Genomic DNA, 20,607 nt, shown 5'->3' on the forward strand with positions numbered 1-20,607 from the left:
CAAGTATCTCACTCGGGGAGGATACGACAGCGCAGTCGCGGGTCCTCGGTCGGCTGAACCGACTGGTACCTGGAACTCCAGGAGATCACCGCCGGCTCGCTGGAGAGTGCTTACGTGGGCGTCTTCAGTCGATCAGCCGCAGGTGATCAAACCGGCTTGCCGCTTCGCGGCGAGGACGCGGCGAACGCTCTGCTCGACCTGCGAGCGGAAGGCGGGGCTCTGCGCCATCCGGGTCTCCACGGCTTTGGTCATGGCCGGGATGAGGTCGGGCTCGACGGTCAGAGCGAGGTCGCCGCCGGCGGCGAGGAAGTTCACGGCGCGGTCTCCCGGCGGCACGGCCTTGACGGCCACGGCCTTGCCGAGGTCGTCGGAGATCACCACTCCCTTGAAGCCCATGCTCTTGCGCAGCAGTTGCTGGATCACGGTGGGGGAGAAGACGGCCTGGCGCCTGGCGTCGATCTTGGTGTAGGTGGCCAGCGAGATCATGACGAACGGCGCCCCCGCCTTGATCCCCGAACTGAACGGACCGAGGCTCGAACTCCTCGTCGTCGTCACCGAGTCCACGACGCCGGCCGTGGTGTCGGTGTTGCCGCGCACAGCGCCCAGCCCGGGGAAGTGCTTGAGCGTGGCGAGAACCCTGGCCTGGGCGAATCCCGCTGCGAAGGCGTCGCTGTGAGGCGCCACCGCGGCGGCCGTATGCCCGTACTCGCGGTCGTAGCGACCGATCGGCCCGTTGGCACGGCCCAGACTCGCGGGGACGACGTCGGCGACAGGCGCGAGATTGAGGTTCAGTCCCGCCGACTTGAGCTGCCCGGCCCACTTGGCGGCCTGGCCGCGCAGCTCGGCGGGCGACCAGGCCCCCTGCTGCACGGCGCTCGGCATGGCGGAGAATCCGGGACCGGAGAGCACCTGCACCTGGCCGCCCTCCTGATCGGTGGAGACCAGCAGACCCACACGGCGCCCTGACACACTGTCGGCCTTCGCCTGAAGCCCGTCGACCAGGCTCTTGGTGCGGTTCACACCCGCCGTGCTGCGCCCCGCCAGGAAGACCGACCCGACGTGGTAATCGCGCAGGATCTGGATGCGCCTCTGGTCCGGCGTGGAGGCGTTGACGGCGCCCATGAACAGTTGGCCGACGCGCTGCGGATCCGACATCGCCCGGTAGACCCTTTCCGCACAGGTCGTCGCTGTGTGCGGCGTTCCCGGCGCCGACGCGCCCGCCGCGGGAGCGCCGTGCACGGCGTGCACGGCGTGCGCGGCGCTCGCACCTTGCAGACTCGCGGCCGCCAGCGCGAGCGCCAGCACTGGCGCGGACCAATGGGCCCGCTTCGTTCTAGCGGCATGGGAGCGCGCCTGCTGCGATGTCATGAAAAGCCCCTTCGGTCGCCCGTGCGGCGCCTGACCCGGTCCAGCGGCGTAGACGCCTGCCGGCGCCGGCTTCACGGCCGGTACGACTCAACGTACATCCGTTCGGCCCAATTCTCTCGTGCGCTCCGTGAGACCGGCCACCTGGCCGGCGAGTGGGCCGACCGCGGCCTGACCCGCCCGGTGCCCGGGGGCGCCTCCTGCGGTGGCGGACGTCACGGGTGCCTCACGCCCGCGTCGAGGCGTCGCGGCTTAATGTAATGTAAGTTGTTACATCAAGCGCGCTGGTGCGACGCCGCCCGCCCCGAGGGCACGGCGACCTGGCACGCGCGCACAAGGAAGGCAGGCCGCGGCGCGGGCGCGCTTGCGGTGAACATGGAGGATCTCCGGTGGGAAAGCTCGAAGGAAAGACCGCCGTCGTCACCGGCGGCAACAGTGGGATCGGCCTGGCCACGGCCAAGCGGTTCGTCGAGGAAGGCGCGCACGTCTTCGTCACGGGCCGCCGCCAGGAGGCGCTCGACGCGGCGGTGGCGGAGATCGGCCGCAACGTCACCGCGGTCCAGGGGGACATCGCGGTTCCGGGCGACATCGACCGCCTGTATGAGGCGGTGACGGCGAGCGGCCGTCGCATCGACGTGCTCTTCGCCAACGCCGGCGGCGGCGAGTTCGCCACCCTGGAAGGACTGACCGAGGAGCACTTCGACGCTACCTTCGGCACCAACGTCAGGGGCACGGTCTTCACGGTCCAGAAGGCGCTCCCGCTGCTGAACGACGGCGCCTCGGTGATCCTCTCCGGGACCACGGCACGAGGTGAGGAGGCGTTCGGCGTCTACGCCGCCTCCAAGGCCGCCATTCGCTCGTTCTCGCGCACGTGGGCGAACGAGCTGAGCGGTCGCGCGATCCGCGTCAACACGCTGGCGCCGGGCCCCATCGACACACCCGGCAACGCGGGCCTCGCGCCCACCGCGGAGGCGGCCGCCGAGATGCAGGAGGGTTTCGCGAGCGGGGTCCCGCTGGGCCGCATGGGGCGTCCGGAGGAGGTCGCGGACGCCGCGCTGTTCCTCGCCAGCGATCAGAGCACATTCGTCACCGGCGTCGAACTGTTCGTCGACGGCGGTCAGCGACAGGTGTGACGACGGTCGGTCAGGCCGCCGGTCGGCGAGACGGACGGCAGGCCAGTCGGCGAGACGGTCAGTCGGGGCACGCGTCGTGGGGCGCGGGGCGGTGCGGCGCGAACAGGCTGCCGCCGCCCACTACCGCGGCGTAGACGTCCCGCAGCGTGGTGGACTCGGGTCCCCGGGCCAGGGTCCACCCGGCGCCCGCGCCCCGCTTGGCGTGGACGAGACCGGCCTCCATCAGCCATGAGCACGGTGACCAAGCCCGACGGCACCGAGATCTTCCACGTGGGCTGGGGCCCTCGTGACGCCCAGGGCGGCTCAGAGGAGGCGGTGCATGCGGGACGCCGCCCCCTCTGGCCGTTGTCCTTACTGCAAGAGAACGGTGCACCAGATCTCGTTGCCGTCGCCGATCCCGCAGTCGGCGATCTCCTCGTCGCGGACCTTCGTCCACACGCCCTTCTGGCGCCAGTGCCAGGTGCCGACGCGCGAGAAGCGCTCGTGGTAGCCGTAGCCGGCGAAGGTGAAGGCGTCGACGTCCACGCCCGTGCCGTTGCCGCCCTTCGTCCCGTTGCCGAAGGTCTGCTGATCGCACCGCGCGTGCTTGAAGCTCTCCGAGGTGCCGCCGCCCCAGTTCCAGACGTCGCAGTAGCCGCCGCCGGCACCCAGGTTCAGCGTGAGGCTCATCGTGCGGCCGCTGCGGTTCTTCGCCGCACCGCACAGGTAGTCGCTGGGACCTCCGCAGGTCGATGCGGAGGCGGTCGGCGTACCCGCGACCAGTGCTCCGGCTGCCAGGGCCAGGACGGCGGCCGCGCTTGCCGCTCCGCGGCTCACATGTCTTCGTCTCATGCTTCCTCTTCTCGGTCTCATCCGGTTGGTGTCGTCAGTCAGCGCGTCTCCCGGACGCAGTAAGCGTCTGTCCGGGCGCGTTGCGGAAGGTGAAGAAGATCTGCGGTGTTCGAGCGGTCCGGTTCGGACTTCGCGTAGGAAGACGTCTCACACGCCTCTTGGTTCAGTCAAGAACAAGCCAAGTTCCCTTGGCGCAAACGGGATTGCGCTCAGGCAGTCGGTGCCCTATAGCGGTCGGTCGTCCCTCACGACGCCGTCGACTACCGGCTCGCATCCGAGCATCCGTTCCCCGTCCCCCTGGAGGACTGCTACGCCGGTCTGGCGTGGGTCGCCGCCCCCGCCCCCGCCCGCGCCACGGACCTACGGGGCCTGCCACCGGCGTACGTCACCGCCGTGCAGTTCGACTCTTGCGGGACGAGGGATCGCCTACGCGCTCGCCCTCCAGGCCGCCGGGCCGGTGTCAGCGTGGAGCCGCACCTCTTCCCCGGCGCCTTCCACGGGTCGGTCGGCGTCGCGGCCGCCGGAGTCTCCCGACGCGAACTCGCCGAAGAGGCGGCGGTCCTGCGCCGCGCGTCGCACAGGGTGGGCCGCCGGGCGCCCGCAGAGCCGACACGCAGCCGGGGCGCAATCTGAACCGGCGGACGGGGGCGTGGCGGTGATGCGCCCACCGCGCCGCCGTCAGGAGAACGGTGCGGGCCGGGCGGTGGTCCGCCCGGCCCGGCTCGCCCGGGGCTCGTGTTCCGTCGGGTCAGCAGTACAGGTTGCCGCCGGCGCTCACGCCCAGGATGGACGTGAAGCGCTGGTAGGCGTCCACCCGGCTCTGCACCTGGCCGGGGTTGCGGCCGTCGCACTCCAGGGAACCGTTGATGGTGCGGATCGTCTGCCCGAAGCCGGCCTGGTTCACCATCGCGTCGTGCGAGGTCATGCTGCCGGCCCCGGTCGAGGTGTTCCAGAACCACAGGCCGGTCCGCCAGGCAACGGCCGCGTCGTTCTGCACCAGCCAGGGGTTGTCGAGCAGGTCGATGCCGAGGGCGTCACCGGCCGCCTTGTAGTTGAAGTTCCAGCTCAACTGGAGGGGCCCACGACCGTAGTAGGCGGACTGACCCGCCGGGCAGCCGTAGGGCTGCCCCCAGTCACAGTAGTGGGAGTAGTTGGCCGTGTTCTGCTCGACGACGTAGACCAGCCCGCCCGTCTCGTGGCTGACGTTGGCGAGGAAGGCCGCCGCCTCCTGCCGCTTGACGGTGTCACTGCCGGTGTTGGCGAAGCCGGGGTACGAACTCAGCGCCTGCACCAGCCCGCTGTACGTGTAGAAACCGTTGCGGTTGGGGAACATCTGGTTGAACTGCGCCTCGGAGACGACGAATCCGGAGGGGTTGCCGCCGCCCCCGCCTCCTGCCGCGGGCGCGTTCCACTTCTGGTTGCCGCCGCCGGTGCACGTCCAGATCTGGAGCCGGGTGGCGTTGGCCGAGTTGTTGTCCCGGACGTCGAGGCACTTGTTAGCGGCGGGGTTCACGATGTCGTGCGCTCCGGTCACCACCCACTGCTGGTTGGGGCCGCCCGTGCAGTCCCAGAGCTGGACGGCGGCGCCGTCGGCGGTGCTCCGGTCCACCACGTCGAGGCACTTTCCGAGGGCGCGCAGCGTGCCGTCGCCGGGGTTGGACCAGCGCTGGGCGTTCGTGCCGTTGCAGTCGTAGAGCTGTACGGGGGTGCCGCTGGCGCTGTTCGCGCCTGCCACGTCGACGCATTTGCCGGCCAGGCCGCTGATCTGGCCGTCGGCCGCGTGCGCCGGAGCGACGGTGAAGAACGCGGCGAGGAGGGCGGCCACCAGGGCCCCGACCGTCACTCGCCCGATGCGGATCCGCCTGTGCGGCGCTCTGAGCGGCAGTCGTCTGGACGGCAGCAGCCGTCCGATGCTCGTTCTGTCCATGGGTGCTCCTCGTCGTGGGGGTGGCGGCTCGGGGCGGGGTGCGGGGCTGCGGGGCGCCTGCGGGCGGGGCGCGGTGTGGTGCTGGCTGGGCGGGTCCTGCCGCATGCCCCAAAGTGACGGGGACGGCCAGAAGGGACTGATGAGCCGTCAGGTGAGCCTTCAGCGCAATCTAAAGGTCTAAACCAAGGGCGTCAAGGCACCGGTGACGTGCTCGCTCACCCCGGGTTCGGGGCCGCCGCCGCGCAGACTCCGTCGGTCTCCGAGCGGCTGAGAAGCAGCGCCCGGCCGCTTGACGGCCCTATGCGGAATGGCTAACTTACGCGGGTGATTCGTCGCGTCACGAACTGACCGCGCTCACGCCTCAAGAGTTCAGGCCGCACCCTTTTACGCAGAGCACTGTTCGGTGTGCTCGCTGGTGATGTGACAACGATGTCAAGGAAATCGCTGATCAGGAGGGTGCAGTGAACGGTCTTCTGCGCGTGCCCCCGTTCCGTCGTGCGAAAGTCCAAAGGGCCCTGCGGAGACGGGACTTCCTGTCGCGGCGGTCTCGCTCACTGTCCATGGCGGGCATCGCGGCGGTGACTGCGGCTCTTCTCGTCGGTTTACCGGCCAATACGGCGTCCGCGGCCTCGGGAAGACCGACCGTGAGCTTTTCCAACGCCTCGACGCAATCGCGGATCGGTGATCCGTACGCGATGGCGCTGAAGAATCTGCTGGACGTCAATTCCGTCCGATTCGACCCTTCGGTGTACAACAAGTCGGGCCTGATGACGACCGACCCTCAGACCTTCGTCAAGGCGGGCGGCGGGTACGACCAGCCGTGGACGCGGGACGCCTCCGTCAACACCTGGAACGCCGCGAGTGCGCTGGATCCCCAAGTCGCCGCCAACACCCTGTGGTCGGTGGTGACGCGACAGGCCGACGGACAACTCGTGCTGGTGCAGGACAACCAGTGGTGGGACCAGGTCGTCTGGATGACCTCCGCGTGGAACCACTACCTCGTCACGGGCGACAAGACCTTTCTCGCCAACGCCTACCAGACCGCCGCGAACACCCTGGATCTCAGGCAGAGCAAGAACTTCAACTCGGCCTACGGCCTGTTCCAAGGGCCGGCCTTCTTCAACGACGGCATCGCCGGATACCCCGCCCCGCCGGCCGACAGCACGGAGAGCAAGGGCTCCTTCGTCGGCAGCTACAGCGCCACCGACACCATGATGACCCTCAGCACCAACAGCCTCTACTACGAGGCGTATCGCAGCAGTGCGCTGATGGCCCAGGCGTTGGGCCGTCCCGCCGCGGAGGCCGCCGGGCTGAACTCCAAGGCCGACGCGCTCAAGCAGCAGATCAACCAGCGTTTCTGGATTGCGGCGAAGGGCACGTACGGCTACTTCCTGCACAACGGCGACGGCCAGGCGGCGGGGTCGCTCGACCAGTCCGAGGAAGGCGCCGGACTCTCCTTCGCCGTGCTCTTCGGGATCGCGTCGCCCTTGCAGGCTCAGTCCGTCCTGCGCACCGCGCATGTGCAGCCCCATGGAATCACCGACGTCTACCCGAACTTCAGCCGCTACAGCGATGCGCGGCCGGGCCGGCACAACGTCATCGTCTGGCCCATGGTGCAGGGCTTCTGGACCGACGCCGCCGGCAGCATCGGCGACACCGGCCGCCTCACGTCCGAGATCGAGAATCTCGCCGCCCTGGCCACGTCCTGGGGACAGTTCGCCGAGATCTACAACGCGCTCACGGGCGCGGTCGACGGCGGGTGGCAGACCGGCGGACACTGGAGTGCGGCACCGGACCAGACCTGGTCCGCCAGCGCCTACCTCCACATGATCGACCATGACGTCTTCGGCATGACCTTCACCTCCGACGGCCTGGAGTTCAGGCCGACGCTGCCCTCCGGGTGGGGAGACGCCACCTTGTCGAACGTCGCCTACCGAGGCGCCACCCTCACCGTCAGACTGCACGGCGCGGGGAACACGATCAGCTCCTTCGCCGTTGACGGAACGGCTTCGGTCGACTACGGCGTCTCGCCGCGACTGACGGGCAGCCACACCGTGGACATCACCCTGTCGAACAGCGGTTCCGGCCCGGTCCTCGGCTCCGGGTGGCAGTGCATGGACGTGCGCGACGCCTCCAGCGCCGACGGCGCCGCCGTCCAGCTATGGAAGTGCAACGGCACTCCGGCGCAGCAGTGGAAAGTCGACGCCACGGGCCAGACCGTGCGGGCGCTGGGGAAGTGCCTGGACGCGGCGTCGGGCGGCACCGCCGACGGCACCGCGATCCAGTTGTGGACCTGCAACGGCACCGGAGCGCAGGTCTGGCAGCCGCAGAGCAACGGGGCGCTGCGGAATCCGCAGTCAGGCAAGTGCCTGGACGTCCCGAACTCGTCCGCCGACTGGGGCACGCGGCTCCAGCTCTTCGACTGCAACGGCACCGCCGCGCAGCAGTGGGCGTTGCCTTCCTGAGAAGTCGTCCGGCCGCAGGACCGCGCTCCGGCAGACGCCGGGGCGCGGTCCGGACGCTCCCGGCCCTCCACCGGCGTCAGGCGTACACCAGCAGGAAGTCGCATGTGCTCGTGCCGTTGTGGAGCGAGGGGTCGCTGTTGAGGACGTAGAACCGCCCGGCGAATCCGGCGCTGGTCATCTTCGGGACCACGATCAGCGTCTGGTCGGCCATGGCGAGCCCGGCCGGTCTCACCACGTTCTGATACAGCAGCGTGAAGAGGTTCTGCCTGAGATCCCGCAGCTTGAGGATCCGGTACGTGCGCGTGCGCTCCGCCGAACCCGAGCGGCCCGTGATGGCCGCCTGGTTGGCCGGTTTGGCCCAGTCGGCTGGCTGGGTGGCCATACGGCCCATGGAGTCGAGTTCCTGGAGCCGCCGTTGCGTGCTCGGCCGGACACCGGCCATGTGAATGTGCAACTGGTCGAGGCGCCGGGCGCCCTGCGAGTTGATCCCCAGTCCGATGTTGTCGTAGTGCACGGGGACGCTTCCCCCGCTCCTCGCGTTGTCCCACGCGTCGTCCCAGTAGTTCTCCACACCGGGGGTCTCGAGAAACGGGCATTCGATGCCCGTGATCCGGCAACTGGGGGACAAGAGGTAATTGTGCGTGTTCTCGGGCTTGCCGTGCAGCACGACGTAATTCGCGGTCGTCTTCAGGCACTCGGGCTTGCCCTGGGGCGGCGGCGGGACCACGCCCGTGGTGCAGTACCGCACGTCGTTCCACAGCGGATCGTTGTCGGCGGGGCTGCCGCAGAGGGACTGGAGATGAGCCGGGGGACAGGGGCTGTGACCTGGTCTGGGAGGGAGGGGACACAGCTCGGGCAGGCGCTCCCCGGACTCCGGGCGGACCGCCGCGACCGCCGTCCCCGCCGCCGCCGTCCCGGCCAGGAGCGCGGACGCCCCCACCACCCCGGAGAGCGCGACGAATTGACGCCGAGGGACCTCGTGCGCATTCCTGTGGTCATTCATGCGTGCTCTCCGATGGTGGCGACCGCTGCGTATCCGTGTATCCGTCGTATCCGTCTTTCGCGGATCCGCTCACAGATTAGGCGGCGAGGAGGGCACTGCCCAGGAACCGAATGGGTGAGCGTGATGCGTGACGCCGTGAGAAGAGTCAGTCGACGGGCCGTCGGGATGAGCCGTCGTACGTCATCCGTACGGTGAACGTACGCTGTCTGTACGGCTCGGGAGATAGGGTGCGGGCCAGGAGGTGCCCATGTCCGAGTTGTTCGACGCGGTCGACGCGCTGGTCGCGTCTCGGGCCGCGCTGCCGTCCGCGGAGGAGCGCAAGCGGCTGCGTACGGCAAGGAGGCGAAGCTCGGTCAGCCGAAGCTGTCCGGGCCGGGCAAGGACGCCGATCCGCTGCTCGTGCTGACCGAGGCCGCCTTGGAGCGCTACGGCCTCCCGGCGACGCTCTCGGAGGAGGAGAAGCTCGCCGGACGCCTGCCGGAGGGCCACAAAGTCATCAAGCAACTGGTCCGCGCGGAGTGGAAGCTGACCAAGCGCGGCTTCGGGCCGTGGGCGCGGATCTACCGCCCGGCCACCGGCTCGGAGCGAGCCTGTGTGCAACTGTGCGTCCCCTCGTGGCACGCGCTGGACGCCCGGCACTGGGGCGAGACCGGTCAGCTCCCCCCGGCGGCCCTCGCCCGCGTCCTCGGGGTGTACGCGTCCCGGGTGATGACACCGCGCGGCTCCACCGCCGTGACCGGCCTGGAGCTGATGACCGCGCTGCACCCGGCGACCCGCGTCTCGGAGCCCGACGCCCACGGCAAGCGGCACTCCGAGCACAACCCCGGCTCCCTCGGCAAGGACCCGGTGGACTGCGCGCCGTGCGAGGCCCCCGACGGGCACCCGCTGCTCAAGGAGTTGCCGCGCTTCCACGTGCGCGGCCCGGGGGAGAAGCTGTTCGAGGAGGCGTACGACTGGGCGCGGCCGCTCACCGACGACGAATGCAGACGCCGTCACCTGGTCGTCCCTGAGTACGCGCGCCTATGAAGCTGAGTACCCGCGCGGCTACGCGGCGCGGAGGGGGCCCGGTTGGATGGACGCATGAACGCATCGACTTCCCCGGCCACGGTCCCGACGCCAGCGACGCGGAACCGGGACCGAACCCGGTTGCGGTCCACCCTCGCGGCTCTCCTGTTCGTGCCCGCGGCACTGGCCTCTGGTGTGCTCATCCTGGCCACTGAGCGAGGCTCGGAGTGCCTGATGTACGGGGAGCAGTGCGTCCACGGTCTCCCGGCGTGGCTTTTCGAGTGGAGTCTCGGCATCGGATCACTGGCATTCGTCGTCGCGTTGGCCGCGCCTGCTGTGCGGGCGCGACAGGCGGCGCTCGTCGCCCAGGGGCTTGCCGAGTGCATGGCACTCCTGGTGATCCTCAGTCACGTGTGACCGCGCGGCGCCTCTTGCGAGCCTGCCTGCACCTCGGAGTGCGCCGACCCGCTCGCCAGCACGGGCGACGACGACACGGTGAGCCTTCGGGCCCTCCCCGCCAGCCGCAGCGCCCCCGAGAGTAACAGTGCTTATATAAGCACTGTTACGATGTACCGTATGGCAGAACCCCACGCGCTCGACCCCACCCAGCAGGGCCTCTGGCGGCCGCTGCGTCTGCTTCAGGCGTCCATGGACGCCGACATCGCCCGGATCTACTCCGAGCGGCAGATCGACGGGCTCAAGCCCAGCTTCGTCATGGAGTTGCTCCGGCTGCACGCCCGCGGACCCATGACCATCGCGGAGCTGGCCGAGTCGGTCCAGCGCACGCATTCGGCGCTCAGTCAGAAGGTCGCCGCGATGCGCACGGCCGGCTGGGTCCAGACCGTCGTGGGCGACGACGCGCGCACCAGGAAGGTGACGCTCACCGACAAGGCCCGCCGCGTCATGGATCGCCTGGCGGCGGAATGGCGGGCCACCGAGGCCGCCGCCGCCGAACTCGAAGACGAGATCCCGTACCCGCTCTCCCGGGTCGTCACGGACATCGAGCGGGCTCTGGAGCGCAAGAGCTTCCATGACCGGATCGCCGAGAAGCTGGCGGAGGATCCCGCATGGGGCTGAGGCGCACGCTGATCGACGTGACTCCGTTGCGGTCGGCGCCACCGTTCCGGCGGTTGTGGATCGGGCAGACGCTGTCTGCGTTCGGCAGCCAGATGACGCTCGTCGCCGTCATGTTCCAGGTCTGGCAGACGACGAGGAGCCCCACGTGGGCAGGCGGCGTCGGGCTGGCCCAGGCTGTCCCGCTCATCGCGCTCGGACTCTTCGCCGGATCCCTCGTCGACCGGGTGGACCGCCGGGCGTTCTACCTGCTCATGACCAGCGGACAAGCCGTATGTGCGCTCCTCCTCGCGCTCCAGGGCTTCCTCGGGCACGTCTGCGCCGCCGGCGTGCTGGGGCTCGTCGCCCTTCAGGCATGCTTCGTCGCGGGCGGCGGCCCGGCCTCGCGCACCTTCCTTCCGTCCCTTCTCCCCCAGCGTCAACTGGCCGCGGGACTGGCGCTGGGACGCATCGCCTTCCAGGGCGCCATGCTGCTCGGTCCCGCGCTCGGCGGACTGCTCGTGGGCGGCCTGGGAGTGGGCGCCTGCTACCTGATCGACGCTTTGACGTTCGTCGCCGCGTTCTACGGCGCCTTCGGCCTGCCGCGGATGAACCCCGGAGACGAGCCTGTACGGCCGGGCCTGCGAGGAGTGCTGGACGGCCTGGCCTTTCTGGGCCGCACTCCCGTCATTCGCGGGGCCCTGCTCACCGACCTCGCCGCCACCGTGTTGTCGATGCCCGTCAGCCTGTTTCCCCTGATCAACGCCGAACGGTTCAGCGGCGACCCCCGCACCCTCGGACTGTTCCTCACGGCCCTCGCCGTCGGCGGCGTCACAGCGTCGCTCTTCTCCGGAGCCTTCACGCGGTTCCCCCGCCCCGGTCTGGCGATGCTCGGCGGTTCCGCTGTCTGGGGCACGGCGCTGACGCTGTTCGGCATGGCACCCGGCCGATGGGCCGGCCTGGCCTTCCTCGTCATCGCCGGCGCCGCCGACACCGTCTCCGTCGTCTCCCGGAGCACCGTCGTCCAGATGCGGACGCCGCACGAGCTGCTCGGCCGGGTCAGCGCCGCTGAACAGATCGTCGGGCAAGCCGGGCCCGACCTGGGCAACATGCGCGGCGGCCTCGTGGCGGACGCCTCCTCGGGGGCGGCGGCTCTCGTCAGCGGTGGCTTGCTCTGCCTCGGGGCCGTGGCTGTGGTGGCCGCCACGACGGCAGACCTGCGCGGTTCCTTCGCGCCCAACTCCCCCCGTACGGCATCCGCCAGCCCCTGAGCGTGGTCCGGTGCGGCAAGGGCAGAACAGGGCGCCGCCCACGCTGACCGAGCCGCCGACGGAGGGGAGCCGACGGTGAGTCGCCTCTCGTGCCCGACTCCCGTAGTGGTGGGCACGTGGACGACGATGTCGGCTGCCGCCTCGGTGAGGAGGCCGCGGGGGCTGCCGTGAGTCGTTTGCGTGGGAGTCTTCTCTAGGGGACATGATCGCCACGGCAGGGTCCGCCGGTCTGCCGGCGCCCGGAAGCTCCGATTGCGGCATCCTCCTGAAGACCCTCCTCAATGTCTCCTTCTACGAATGCGAGTCCTCATGACCGACAAGACCGTCCTGATCACGGGAACGTCCAGCGGCATCGGCCTGGAGACGGCGCTCGGGGCCGCGCGCGCCGGGTGGCGCGTCGTCGCCACCATGCGTGACGTCGGCAAGGCCGGCGCGCTGAACGAGGCGGCGGCCGCGGCGGGAGTGGCGGAACGGATCGAGGTCCGGCGCCTGGACGTGACGGAGCCCGCCTCCGCGCAGGAGTGCGTGTCCGCCGTCGTCGCCGACCACGGCGCCCTGCACGCGGTGATCAACAACGCCGGGTCCGGCCATGTCGGCACGCTCGAAGCGGACGGGGTGGAGGTCGCCCGGCGGGTCATGGAAGTCAACTTCTTCGGCGTGCTGAACACCACCGCGGCCGCTCTGCCGCACCTGCGCGCCGCCGGAGGCCGGGTGATCGCCGTCTCCAGTGTGGGCGGCGTGGTCGGACAGCCGTTCAACGAGGCTTACTGCGCGGCGAAGTTCGCCGTCGAGGGCTACTTCGAGGCGCTGGCGCCCGTCGCCGCCACGGTCGGGGTGGGCGTCACGCTCGTCGAACCGGGCGCGGTGGCCAGCGAGTTCGTCGCCAATGTGGGAATCCCCGACGACCGGGCCGCGATGGCGGAGCGCCTGGGCGCCTACGCGCCCGCGATGGACGCCTACCTGACGCGCACCGCGGGCGCCTTCGCCGCCGCCCAGTCCGCCCAGGACGCCGCCGCCGCCGTCGTCGCGGCGCTCACCGCCGAGCGTCCGGCGCTGCGCGTCCAGACCTCGGAGGGGGCCCGCGCCTTCGTCGGCCCCAAGCTCGCCGACCCGGACGGGTCGAAGGTGCTCGGCATGACCAGCGCCTGGGTCTCCTGAGCACGCTCGCGCTCAGAGGGCGGGCGAGGAGCCCGTGGAAGCGTCTTCAGGCCGACGACGAGCCTGAAGACGGGGCCGTGGCCTCGGCGACGATGGCTTGCAGGGCCGCGATGTGACCGTTGAAGGCGTCGCGGCCGGTGTCGGTGAGCCGGGCGCGCACCTTGCGGCGGCCGCCGCTGAGACGGCGCTCCGTGGCGACGTACCCGGCTTCTTCGAGCGTCGTGAGCTGCTTGGACAGCGCCGAGTCGGACAGGCCCAGCCGCTCCTTGAGGAAGGCGAACTCCGCCCAGTCGACCGCTGCCAGCGTCGCCGCCAGCGACAGGCGGGTGCTGGGGTGGATCAGCTCGTCGAACTGCGCCTTCGTCATGCCCGCACCATACGACGCAGCACCCGCAGGATCTCCGGTCCGCCGAACCCGACGACGGCCGCGACCAGCGCCGCCGCCCAGACGCTGGGATGGCCGGCGCCGTCGGCGTCGAGCGCGAGACCCGCGAGGACGGTGACGGCGACGAGCCCGAGCAGCATGCCGACCACGACGAACGGGACGCGGTGGCCGGCGACGGTCGAGCTGACCCGCAGCCGGTCCGTGCGTCGGCGTCCGTCGAGCAGACGCGACGCGAGCACCGAGTGGCCCACGCCGAATCCGGCGGTCGCGACCCCGGCCAGCCACGCCGGCGCGACCCCGTTCAGCCCGCCCAGCACCAGCCAGCCGGCCGCCATGGCCCACCAGTAGCCGCGGGGCAGGCCGATTTCCTCGGCCACCTGACGCCGGGCGTGAGCGGCCGCGTCCAGGGCGGTGCGGGCCTCGTCCGGAGCGATGTCATCCATGCCGACACCTCACTTTCCTATCGGGAAACAGAGCGTCCCACTTTCCTGTCAGGAAAGTCAAGGGGCGGGAAGACCGCCGTCCGACCTCCGGGCGGCAGACGTCACGGGGCGCGTCGTCGCCCGTCACGGCGGTCGGCTCACCCGTGGGGAGCAGGGTGCGTATGGGTCTCGTCAAGGCCGGACGGGGCGCCGTAAGGGAGCCGTCAACGACGGCCGGAGCCGGGCGCGGAGGCTGTTTCCTCGAAGTGTCCGACTCGACCGCACCTCACTCCAGGAGTTCGCGATGGCCGATCTGGCCTTCGTCGTCACCGTGCTCGCGGGTTTCGCGCTGGTGGCTCTCGTCGCCAAGGGGGTGACGAAGCTGTGACCGCCGAGAACGTCGTCGGCCTGGTCGTGGCCGTCGCCCTGCTGGGATATCTCGTCCTCGCCCTGATCTTCCCGGAGAGGTTCTGAGACACGTGAGTCCCGTAAGCGCAGGCTTCCTGCAACTGCTGGCGCTGGCAGGCGCGCTGGCGCTCGTCTACGTCCCCTTCGGCGACTACATGGCCCGGGTGTACTCCTCGAAGAGGCATCTGCGGGCGGAGAAGTGGCTGTACCGGGCCATCGGCGCCGACCCGGACGCGGAGATGACGTGGTTCGCGTATCTGCGCGCTGTGCTGGCCTTCTCCGCGGTCGGCGTCCTGTTCCTCTACCTGCTCCAGCGGCTCCAGGGCGTCCTGCCCGGCTCGCTGGGCTTCTCCTCGGTGGACCCGGCGCAGTCGTTCGACACGGCCGTCTCGTTCGTGACCAACACCGACTGGCAGTCGTACTACGGCGAGCAGACCATGGGGCACGTGGTGCAGACCGCCGGTCTGGCGGTGCAGAACTTCGTGTCCGCGGCCGTGGGCATGGCCGTCGCGGTCGCCCTCGTCCGCGGGTTCGCCCGTTCGCGCTCGGGGGAGCTGGGCAACTTCTGGTCCGACCTGGTGCGCGGCACGCTGCGCGTCCTGGTGCCGGTCGCCGCCGTCGCCGCGGTGATCCTGGTCGCCTGCGGGGTGATCCAGAACTTCTCCGGCGTCCATGAGGTCGGTCAGTTCATGGGCGGCTCGCAAGCGTGGAACGGCGGCGCGGTGGCCTCCCAGGAGGCCGTCAAGGAACTGGGCACCAACGGCGGCGGCTACTTCAACGCCAACAGCGCCCACCCCTTCGAGAACCCCACCCCCTTCACCGACCTGTTCGAGGTCTTCCTGATCCTGGTGATCCCGTTCTCCCTGACCCGCACCTTCGGCGTGCTGGTGGGAAGCGTCAGGCAGGGGTACGCGATCCTCGCCGCCATGGGCGCGATCTGGCTCGGGTTCACCGCGCTGATGATGGGGACCGAGTTCGCCCACCACGGGCCGGCGCTCCAGGCCGCGGGCGGCGCGATGGAGGGCAAGGAGGTCCGTTTCGGCGTCGGCGGCTCCTCGATCTTCGCGGTGGCCACGACGCTGACCTCGACCGGTGCGGTGAACTCCTTCCACTCGTCCTTCACCGGGCTGGGCGGCGGCGTCGCGATGCTCGGCATGATGCTGGGGGAGATCGCGCCCGGCGGCGCCGGATCCGGCCTGTACGGCATTCTGATCATGGCGGTGATCGCCGTGTTCCTCGCCGGTCTGATGGTGGGGCGCACGCCCGAGTACCTGGGCAAGAAGATCGGCGCGCGGGAGATGAAGCTCGCCGCGGCCTACATCCTGGTCACCCCCGCACTGGTCCTGGTGTTCACGGCCGCCTCCATGGCCCTGCCGACGCCGCCGCACTCGATGCTCGACTCCGGCGCGCACGGGTTCTCGGAGGTGCTGTACGCCTTCACCTCGGCCGCGAACAACAACGGCTCCGCCTTCGCCGGGCTGAACGCCGACACCGACTGGTTCAACACCATGACCGGGCTCGCGATGCTGCTGGGCCGCTTCCTGCCGATGGTGTTCGTGCTGGCTTTGGCCGGCTCGCTCGCCGGACAGAGTCCGACGCCGGTCACGGCGGGCACCCTGCGCACCGAGAAGCCGCTGTTCACCGGCCTGCTGGTCAGCGCGATCCTCGTCATCACCGGTCTCACGTACTTCCCGGCCCTGGCGCTGGGACCGCTCGCGGAAGGGCTGGCGTGATGACCGCCCGCACAGAGAAGTCAGAGGACTCCATGTCCACAGCCACACCCGTCAGGGCGCCGCGCGGCGGCGCCGACACCGCGCACAGGCCGGCGGACGGCCGAGTCGGCGGTGGTCTGTTCGACCCCAGGCAACTCGTCACGTCCGTGCCGGAGGCGCTGCGCAAGCTCGACCCGCGGGTGATGGTCGCCTCCCCCGTGATGTTCGTGGTGTGGGTCGGCTCGGTGCTGACCACCGTGTTCTCCTTCAAGGATCCGGGCGACTGGTTCGGCTGGACGATCAGCGCCTGGCTGTGGCTGACGGTGATCTTCGCCAACCTGGCGGAGGCCATGGCCGAGGGCCGCGGCAAAGCCCAGGCCGACACCCTGCGCAAGGCCAAGACCGACACCGTCGCCCGGCGACTGGTGGACGGCGCCGAGGAGAGGACGCCGGGAACGGCGCTGACGATCGGCGACCTGGTGGTCTGCGAGGCGGGCGACGTCATCCCCGGCGACGGCGACGTCGTCGAGGGCGTGGCCTCGGTGGACGAGTCCGCCATCACCGGCGAGTCCGCCCCCGTCATCCGCGAGTCCGGCGGCGACCGGTCCGCCGTGACCGGCGGCACGAAGGTGCTCTCCGACCGGATCGTCGTCAAGATCACGACGAGGCCGGGGGAGACGTTCATCGACCGGATGATCAGCCTGGTCGAGGGCGCCGCGCGGCAGAAGACGCCGAACGAGATCGCGCTGAACATCCTGCTGGCCTCGCTGACGATCGTGTTCCTGCTGGCCTGCGCCACGCTGCCGCCGTTCGCCGCCTACGCGGGCGCCCATCTGACCATGGTGGTGCTGGTGGCCCTGCTGGTCTGCCTGATCCCGACCACGATCGGCGCGCTGCTGTCCGCGATCGGCATCGCGGGCATGGACCGCCTGGTGCAGCGCAACGTGCTGGCGATGTCGGGCCGGGCGGTGGAGGCCGCAGGCGACGTCTCCACCCTGCTGCTGGACAAGACCGGGACCATCACTCTCGGCAACCGCCAGGCGGCGGAGTTCGTGCCGGTCGACGGAGTCCGCGAGACCGAACTCGCGGACGCCGCCCAGCTCTCCTCGCTGGCCGACGAGACGCCCGAGGGCCGTTCCGTCGTCGTGCTGGCGAAGGAGAGGCACGGGCTGCGCGAACGGGCCCAGGGCGAACTGGCGCACGCCGAGTGGATCCCCTTCACCGCCCAGACCCGCATGTCCGGCGTCGACGTGGACGGCAGGAAGGTCCGCAAGGGCGCGGCCGGTTCGGTCGCCGCCTGGGTGCGCGAGCGGGGCGGTGAAGTCGCCCGGGACGCGCAGGAACTGACCGACCGCATCGCCGAGGCGGGCGGCACCCCGCTGCTGGTGGCGGTGCAGGACGCCGAAGGCGCCCGCGTCCTGGGCGTCGTCCACCTGAAGGACGTGGTCAAGCAGGGCATGCGGGAGCGGTTCGAGGAGCTGCGCCGCATGGGCATCAAGACGGTCATGATCACCGGTGACAACCCGTTGACCGCGAAGGCCATCGCCGAGGAGGCGGGCGTCGACGACTTCCTCGCCGAGGCCACGCCCGAGGACAAGATGGCCCTCATCAAACGGGAGCAGGCGGGCGGCAAGCTGGTCGCGATGACCGGCGACGGCACCAACGACGCGCCCGCCCTCGCGCAGGCGGACGTCGGCGTGGCGATGAACACCGGCACGTCGGCCGCCAAGGAGGCCGGCAACATGGTCGACCTCGACTCCGACCCGACCAAGCTGATCGAGGTCGTCGAGATCGGCAAGCAGCTCCTCATCACCCGGGGCGCGCTCACGACGTTCTCCCTCGCCAACGACGTGGCGAAGTACTTCGCGATCATCCCGGCGCTGTTCGCGGCGGTCTACCCGGGCCTGGACAAGCTGAACATCATGCACCTGTCCTCGCCCGACTCCGCGATCCTCTCCGCGGTCGTCTTCAACGCGCTGGTCATCGTCGCGCTGGTGCCGCTTTCCCTGAGAGGCGTGCGGTACCGGCCGGTCAGCGCGGACAGGATGCTGCGGCGCAACCTCGCGATCTACGGCCTCGGCGGCCTGATCGCCCCGTTCGCCGGCATCAAGGCCATCGACCTGCTCGTCTCTCTCATCCCCGGGATCGGCTGACCCTCATGAACACCTCTCTCGCGAACACGGTGCGGTTGCTGGGCGCGGGCCTGCGGGCGCTGCTCGTGCTGACCCTGGTCACCGGCGTCGTCTATCCGCTGCTCGTCACCGGCATCGCCCAAGGGCTGTTCCACCGCCAGGCGAACGGCTCCGAGATCACGGCAGGCGGCAAGGTCGTCGGCTCCTCCCTGATCGGGCAGCCCTACGACCTGCCGCCGAAGAAGGGGCAGCAGAGCCCGGACCCGGACCTCACGTGGTTCCAGGGCCGCCCCGCCGACGGCCTGGGCCGCAACAGCGTCAACACGCGGTACAAGCTGCTCCTCTCCGGCGCCACCAACCTGGCCGCCGACAGCGGCGCGGTGCACGGCAGATGTCCGGCCCAGCCCGAGGACGGCACGCTGTGCGCCCAGGTGCTCGCCGCGCAGGCCGCCGTGGTCAAGGAGAACACCGTCCCCGGGTACACCGTCAGGCCGTCCGACGTCCCCGCCGACGCCGTCACCTCCTCCGGCTCCGGGCTGGACCCGGCCGTCTCCCCGGCCTACGCCCGACTCCAGGTCCACCGGATCGCCGCGAGGAACGGCCTGCCCGTCGCGCAGGTCGAGAAACTGGTCGAGGAGCACACGAGCGGACGCACCCTCGGCTTCATCGGCGAGCCCCGCGTCAACGTCCTGGAGCTGAACATCGCGCTCAAGGATCTCGTCGCGCGGCGGTGACGGGAGGACACGGCCCCCGCACGGGCGCCGGCGGCCGGGGCATGCCCCAGTCCCGCCGACGCCCGCCCCTCCGCGGGCGCCCGCGCCCCCTGCGCCGCGAGGGGCGCCCGCGCCCCCTGCGCCGCGAGCGACGTGCCGAAGTCCGCGCGGATCTCCGCCACTTGGGTCGTAGCCCCCTGGGAAACCCTCATGCGGAGGGGATCGCGCCGTGCCAGGATGGCGCGGGGAAGCGAGGTCTCGTGGACGAGGTGGGGCGATTCCGTCGGGCGCTGGTCGCCTGGGCGGCGGACGGCGCCGAGGCGGTAGAGGCCGCCACGGCGGCACGGGAACTGGCCGACGGCGTGCGGACGGTCGTACTCGTCGAGGGGACCAGTGACCAGGTCGCGCTGGAAGCGCTGGCCACCCGCTCCGGCCGCGACCTCGGCGCGGAGCGCGTCGCGGTGGTGCCGCTCGCAGGCGCGACGAACATCGGGCGTTTCCTGGACCTGTGCGGTCCTCCGGGACTCGACCTTCCGCTGGCCGGTCTCTGCGACGTCGGCGAGGAGCGGCACTTCCGGCGACATCTGGAACGGGTCGGACTCGGCGCCGCTCCCACCCCCGCCGAACTGGAGGCGCTCGGCTTCCACGTGTGCGTCGCCGATTTGGAGGACGAGCTGATCCGCGCCGTCGGGAGCGACGGCGTTCAGGAAGTGATCGACGCGCAGGGCGAGATGCGCCCCTTCCGGACCTTCCAGGGCCAGCCGGCCCAGCGAGAACGGCCCGTGGAGCACCAACTGCGGCGCTTCATGGGCACGCACAGCGGCCGCAAGGCGCTCTACGCGAAAGCGCTGGTCTCCCACCTGCGCCTCGAACGCGTACCCCGGCCGCTGCATCGCCTCCTCGCGCACGTCTGACACGGCCCCGTTCCGGCCCGACACGACCCTGTTCCGGCCGACCCGGCCCCGGTCCGGCCGAGCGGCGGGCCGACGCGGTCTCAGGACGCGCCGAAGTCCACGTCCTCCGTCTTCACGGTCCCCGCAGTCCGTCCGGGCGCCGCCTGGTGGCTCCAGTACAGGTTGGTGTGGGCGATGACCTGGTCCGGGGGCGGCGCTCCCCACGCCGTACGGTCACCCGCCGTGTGGGCGTCGCTGACGAGAATCGTGTCGTAGCCCCGGACGAGCGCCCCGTGCAGGGTCGAGCGGATGCACGCGTCCGTCTCCGCACCGGCCACGACCAGCCGTCCGACGCCCAGCTCCGACAGCACGCCCTCCAGGTCGGTGTCCTCGAAGGAGTCGCCGTAGTTCTTGTGGACCAGCGGCTCGGACGCACGCGGCGCCAGCTCCGGGACGATCCGCCACCCGTTGCTCCCGGACGCCAGCCCGTCGTCCGAGTGCTGGACCCAGACGACGGGCGTCTCGCCCTGGCGCGCCCGGTCGACCAGGGCGGCCACGTGCGCGACGACCGCGTCGCGCTCATGCGCCTCTGCCATGACGTCCGTCTGCACGTCCACGACGAGAAGCGCCGTCGACGGCCGGTTCCGCAGTGTGGTCATGTCGTGCCCTTCGCGGTAGCGGATCTCCGTTCTCCCGAACCGTAGAGCACCCCACTGACACCGGCGGCCGCC

18 protein-coding genes and 3 pseudogenes are annotated in these 20,607 nt (G+C 70.6%); 13 read left to right on the forward strand and 8 right to left on the reverse strand.

Features of this window, described 5'->3' with window-relative positions; all coding sequences use genetic code 11:
- Positions 1–132: 132 nt before the first annotated feature.
- On the reverse strand, positions 133–1,368 hold the full coding sequence (locus ABZ861_RS20135) for a glycoside hydrolase family 3 N-terminal domain-containing protein (RefSeq protein WP_361631905.1): 1,236 nt from the start codon (positions 1,366–1,368) through the stop codon (positions 133–135).
- Positions 1,369–1,754: 386 nt separating this feature from the next.
- Between ABZ861_RS20135 and ABZ861_RS20140 the strand changes: the two genes are divergently transcribed.
- The gene (locus tag ABZ861_RS20140) at positions 1,755–2,498 is read left to right on the forward strand and encodes an SDR family oxidoreductase (RefSeq protein WP_361631907.1); all 744 of its coding nucleotides are present in this window, start codon (positions 1,755–1,757) and stop codon (positions 2,496–2,498) included.
- Between the two features lie 58 nt (positions 2,499–2,556).
- Here ABZ861_RS20140 and ABZ861_RS20145 read toward each other — a convergent pair.
- Together ABZ861_RS20145 and ABZ861_RS20150 are read right to left on the reverse strand one after the other, a co-directional pair.
- A pseudogene (locus ABZ861_RS20145) lies at positions 2,557–2,715 on the reverse strand (Rrf2 family transcriptional regulator); the annotation flags it as partial.
- A gap of 134 nt (positions 2,716–2,849) precedes the next feature.
- The gene (locus tag ABZ861_RS20150; RefSeq protein WP_361631909.1) at positions 2,850–3,329 is read right to left on the reverse strand and encodes a hypothetical protein; all 480 of its coding nucleotides are present in this window, start codon (positions 3,327–3,329) and stop codon (positions 2,850–2,852) included.
- A gap of 264 nt (positions 3,330–3,593) precedes the next feature.
- On the opposite strand from ABZ861_RS20150, the pseudogene ABZ861_RS20155 reads away from it, so the two are divergent.
- Positions 3,594–3,962 (forward strand): annotated as a pseudogene (locus ABZ861_RS20155) (hypothetical protein); the annotation flags it as partial.
- A gap of 115 nt (positions 3,963–4,077) precedes the next feature.
- On the opposite strand, the gene ABZ861_RS20160 reads toward ABZ861_RS20155, so the two are convergent.
- The gene (locus tag ABZ861_RS20160; protein ID WP_361632183.1) at positions 4,078–5,187 is read right to left on the reverse strand and encodes a lectin; all 1,110 of its coding nucleotides are present in this window, start codon (positions 5,185–5,187) and stop codon (positions 4,078–4,080) included.
- Between the two features lie 713 nt (positions 5,188–5,900).
- Between ABZ861_RS20160 and ABZ861_RS20165 the strand changes: the two genes are divergently transcribed.
- A complete protein-coding gene (locus ABZ861_RS20165) occupies positions 5,901–7,721 on the forward strand; it encodes a ricin-type beta-trefoil lectin domain protein (protein WP_361631911.1) in 1,821 nt (606 codons plus the stop codon).
- 76 nt (positions 7,722–7,797) lie between these two features.
- Here ABZ861_RS20165 and ABZ861_RS20170 read toward each other — a convergent pair whose 3' ends face one another.
- Entirely contained in the window at positions 7,798–8,724 is a 927-nt protein-coding gene (locus ABZ861_RS20170; RefSeq protein WP_361631913.1) for a CDP-diacylglycerol diphosphatase, read from the reverse strand.
- A 336-nt stretch (positions 8,725–9,060) separates the two neighbouring features.
- Between ABZ861_RS20170 and ABZ861_RS20175 the strand changes: the two are divergent.
- The 5 genes and pseudogenes from ABZ861_RS20175 to ABZ861_RS20195 all read left to right on the forward strand — a co-directional run.
- Positions 9,061–9,726 (forward strand): annotated as a pseudogene (locus ABZ861_RS20175) (transcriptional regulator); the annotation flags it as partial.
- 78 nt (positions 9,727–9,804) lie between these two features.
- A complete protein-coding gene (locus ABZ861_RS20180; protein WP_361631915.1) occupies positions 9,805–10,146 on the forward strand; it encodes a hypothetical protein in 342 nt (113 codons plus the stop codon).
- A gap of 159 nt (positions 10,147–10,305) precedes the next feature.
- Complete coding sequence (locus tag ABZ861_RS20185) at positions 10,306–10,806, forward strand: winged helix DNA-binding protein (protein WP_361631917.1); 501 nt, start codon at positions 10,306–10,308, stop codon at positions 10,804–10,806.
- Entirely contained in the window at positions 10,797–12,053 is a 1,257-nt protein-coding gene (locus ABZ861_RS20190; RefSeq protein WP_361631918.1) for an MFS transporter, read from the forward strand. Before ABZ861_RS20185 ends, ABZ861_RS20190 begins: the two co-directional genes overlap by 10 nt.
- 309 nt (positions 12,054–12,362) lie before the next feature.
- Complete coding sequence (locus tag ABZ861_RS20195; protein ID WP_361631920.1) at positions 12,363–13,211, forward strand: SDR family NAD(P)-dependent oxidoreductase; 849 nt, start codon at positions 12,363–12,365, stop codon at positions 13,209–13,211.
- Positions 13,212–13,257: 46 nt separating this feature from the next.
- Here ABZ861_RS20195 and ABZ861_RS20200 read toward each other — a convergent pair whose 3' ends face one another.
- Together ABZ861_RS20200 and ABZ861_RS20205 are read right to left on the reverse strand one after the other, a co-directional pair.
- Positions 13,258–13,578, reverse strand: coding sequence for a transcriptional regulator (locus ABZ861_RS20200; protein ID WP_361631922.1), 321 nt, complete (start codon positions 13,576–13,578; stop codon positions 13,258–13,260).
- On the reverse strand, positions 13,575–14,039 hold the full coding sequence (locus ABZ861_RS20205) for a hypothetical protein (protein ID WP_361631924.1): 465 nt from the start codon (positions 14,037–14,039) through the stop codon (positions 13,575–13,577). The genes ABZ861_RS20200 and ABZ861_RS20205 overlap by 4 nt, the downstream gene beginning before the upstream one ends.
- Positions 14,040–14,402: 363 nt before the next feature.
- Between ABZ861_RS20205 and kdpF the strand changes: the two genes are divergently transcribed.
- The 5 genes from kdpF to ABZ861_RS20230 all read left to right on the forward strand — a co-directional run bounded on the left by kdpF (position 14,403) and on the right by ABZ861_RS20230 (position 19,897).
- The gene (kdpF, locus tag ABZ861_RS20210) at positions 14,403–14,492 is read left to right on the forward strand and encodes a K(+)-transporting ATPase subunit F (RefSeq protein ID WP_009326374.1); all 90 of its coding nucleotides are present in this window, start codon (positions 14,403–14,405) and stop codon (positions 14,490–14,492) included.
- A 5-nt stretch (positions 14,493–14,497) separates the two neighbouring features.
- The gene (gene kdpA / locus ABZ861_RS20215; protein WP_361631926.1) at positions 14,498–16,159 is read left to right on the forward strand and encodes a potassium-transporting ATPase subunit KdpA; all 1,662 of its coding nucleotides are present in this window, start codon (positions 14,498–14,500) and stop codon (positions 16,157–16,159) included.
- A gap of 32 nt (positions 16,160–16,191) precedes the next feature.
- Positions 16,192–18,291 carry a potassium-transporting ATPase subunit KdpB gene (kdpB, locus tag ABZ861_RS20220; RefSeq protein ID WP_361631928.1) on the forward strand — a complete coding sequence of 700 codons (2,100 nt, stop codon included), beginning with the start codon at positions 16,192–16,194 and terminating at the stop codon, positions 18,289–18,291.
- A 5-nt stretch (positions 18,292–18,296) separates the two neighbouring features.
- Positions 18,297–19,004, forward strand: a complete 708-nt coding sequence (locus ABZ861_RS20225) for a potassium-transporting ATPase subunit C (RefSeq protein WP_361631930.1) — start codon at positions 18,297–18,299, stop codon at positions 19,002–19,004.
- A gap of 239 nt (positions 19,005–19,243) precedes the next feature.
- Positions 19,244–19,897 (forward strand): TOPRIM nucleotidyl transferase/hydrolase domain-containing protein, encoded by a 654-nt coding sequence (locus tag ABZ861_RS20230; RefSeq protein ID WP_361631932.1) that lies wholly within the window; start codon positions 19,244–19,246, stop codon positions 19,895–19,897.
- Between the two features lie 80 nt (positions 19,898–19,977).
- Here the strand turns inward: ABZ861_RS20230 and ABZ861_RS20235 are convergent, their stop codons facing one another.
- Positions 19,978–20,535: an isochorismatase family protein gene (locus ABZ861_RS20235; RefSeq protein WP_361631934.1), complete on the reverse strand. Its 558-nt coding sequence runs from the start codon at positions 20,533–20,535 to the stop codon at positions 19,978–19,980.
- Positions 20,536–20,607: the final 72 nt, after the last annotated feature.

Origin of the sequence: Streptomyces sp. NPDC046985, from assembly GCF_040644415.1 — a bacterium.
GTDB lineage: Bacteria > Actinomycetota > Actinomycetes > Streptomycetales > Streptomycetaceae > Streptomyces.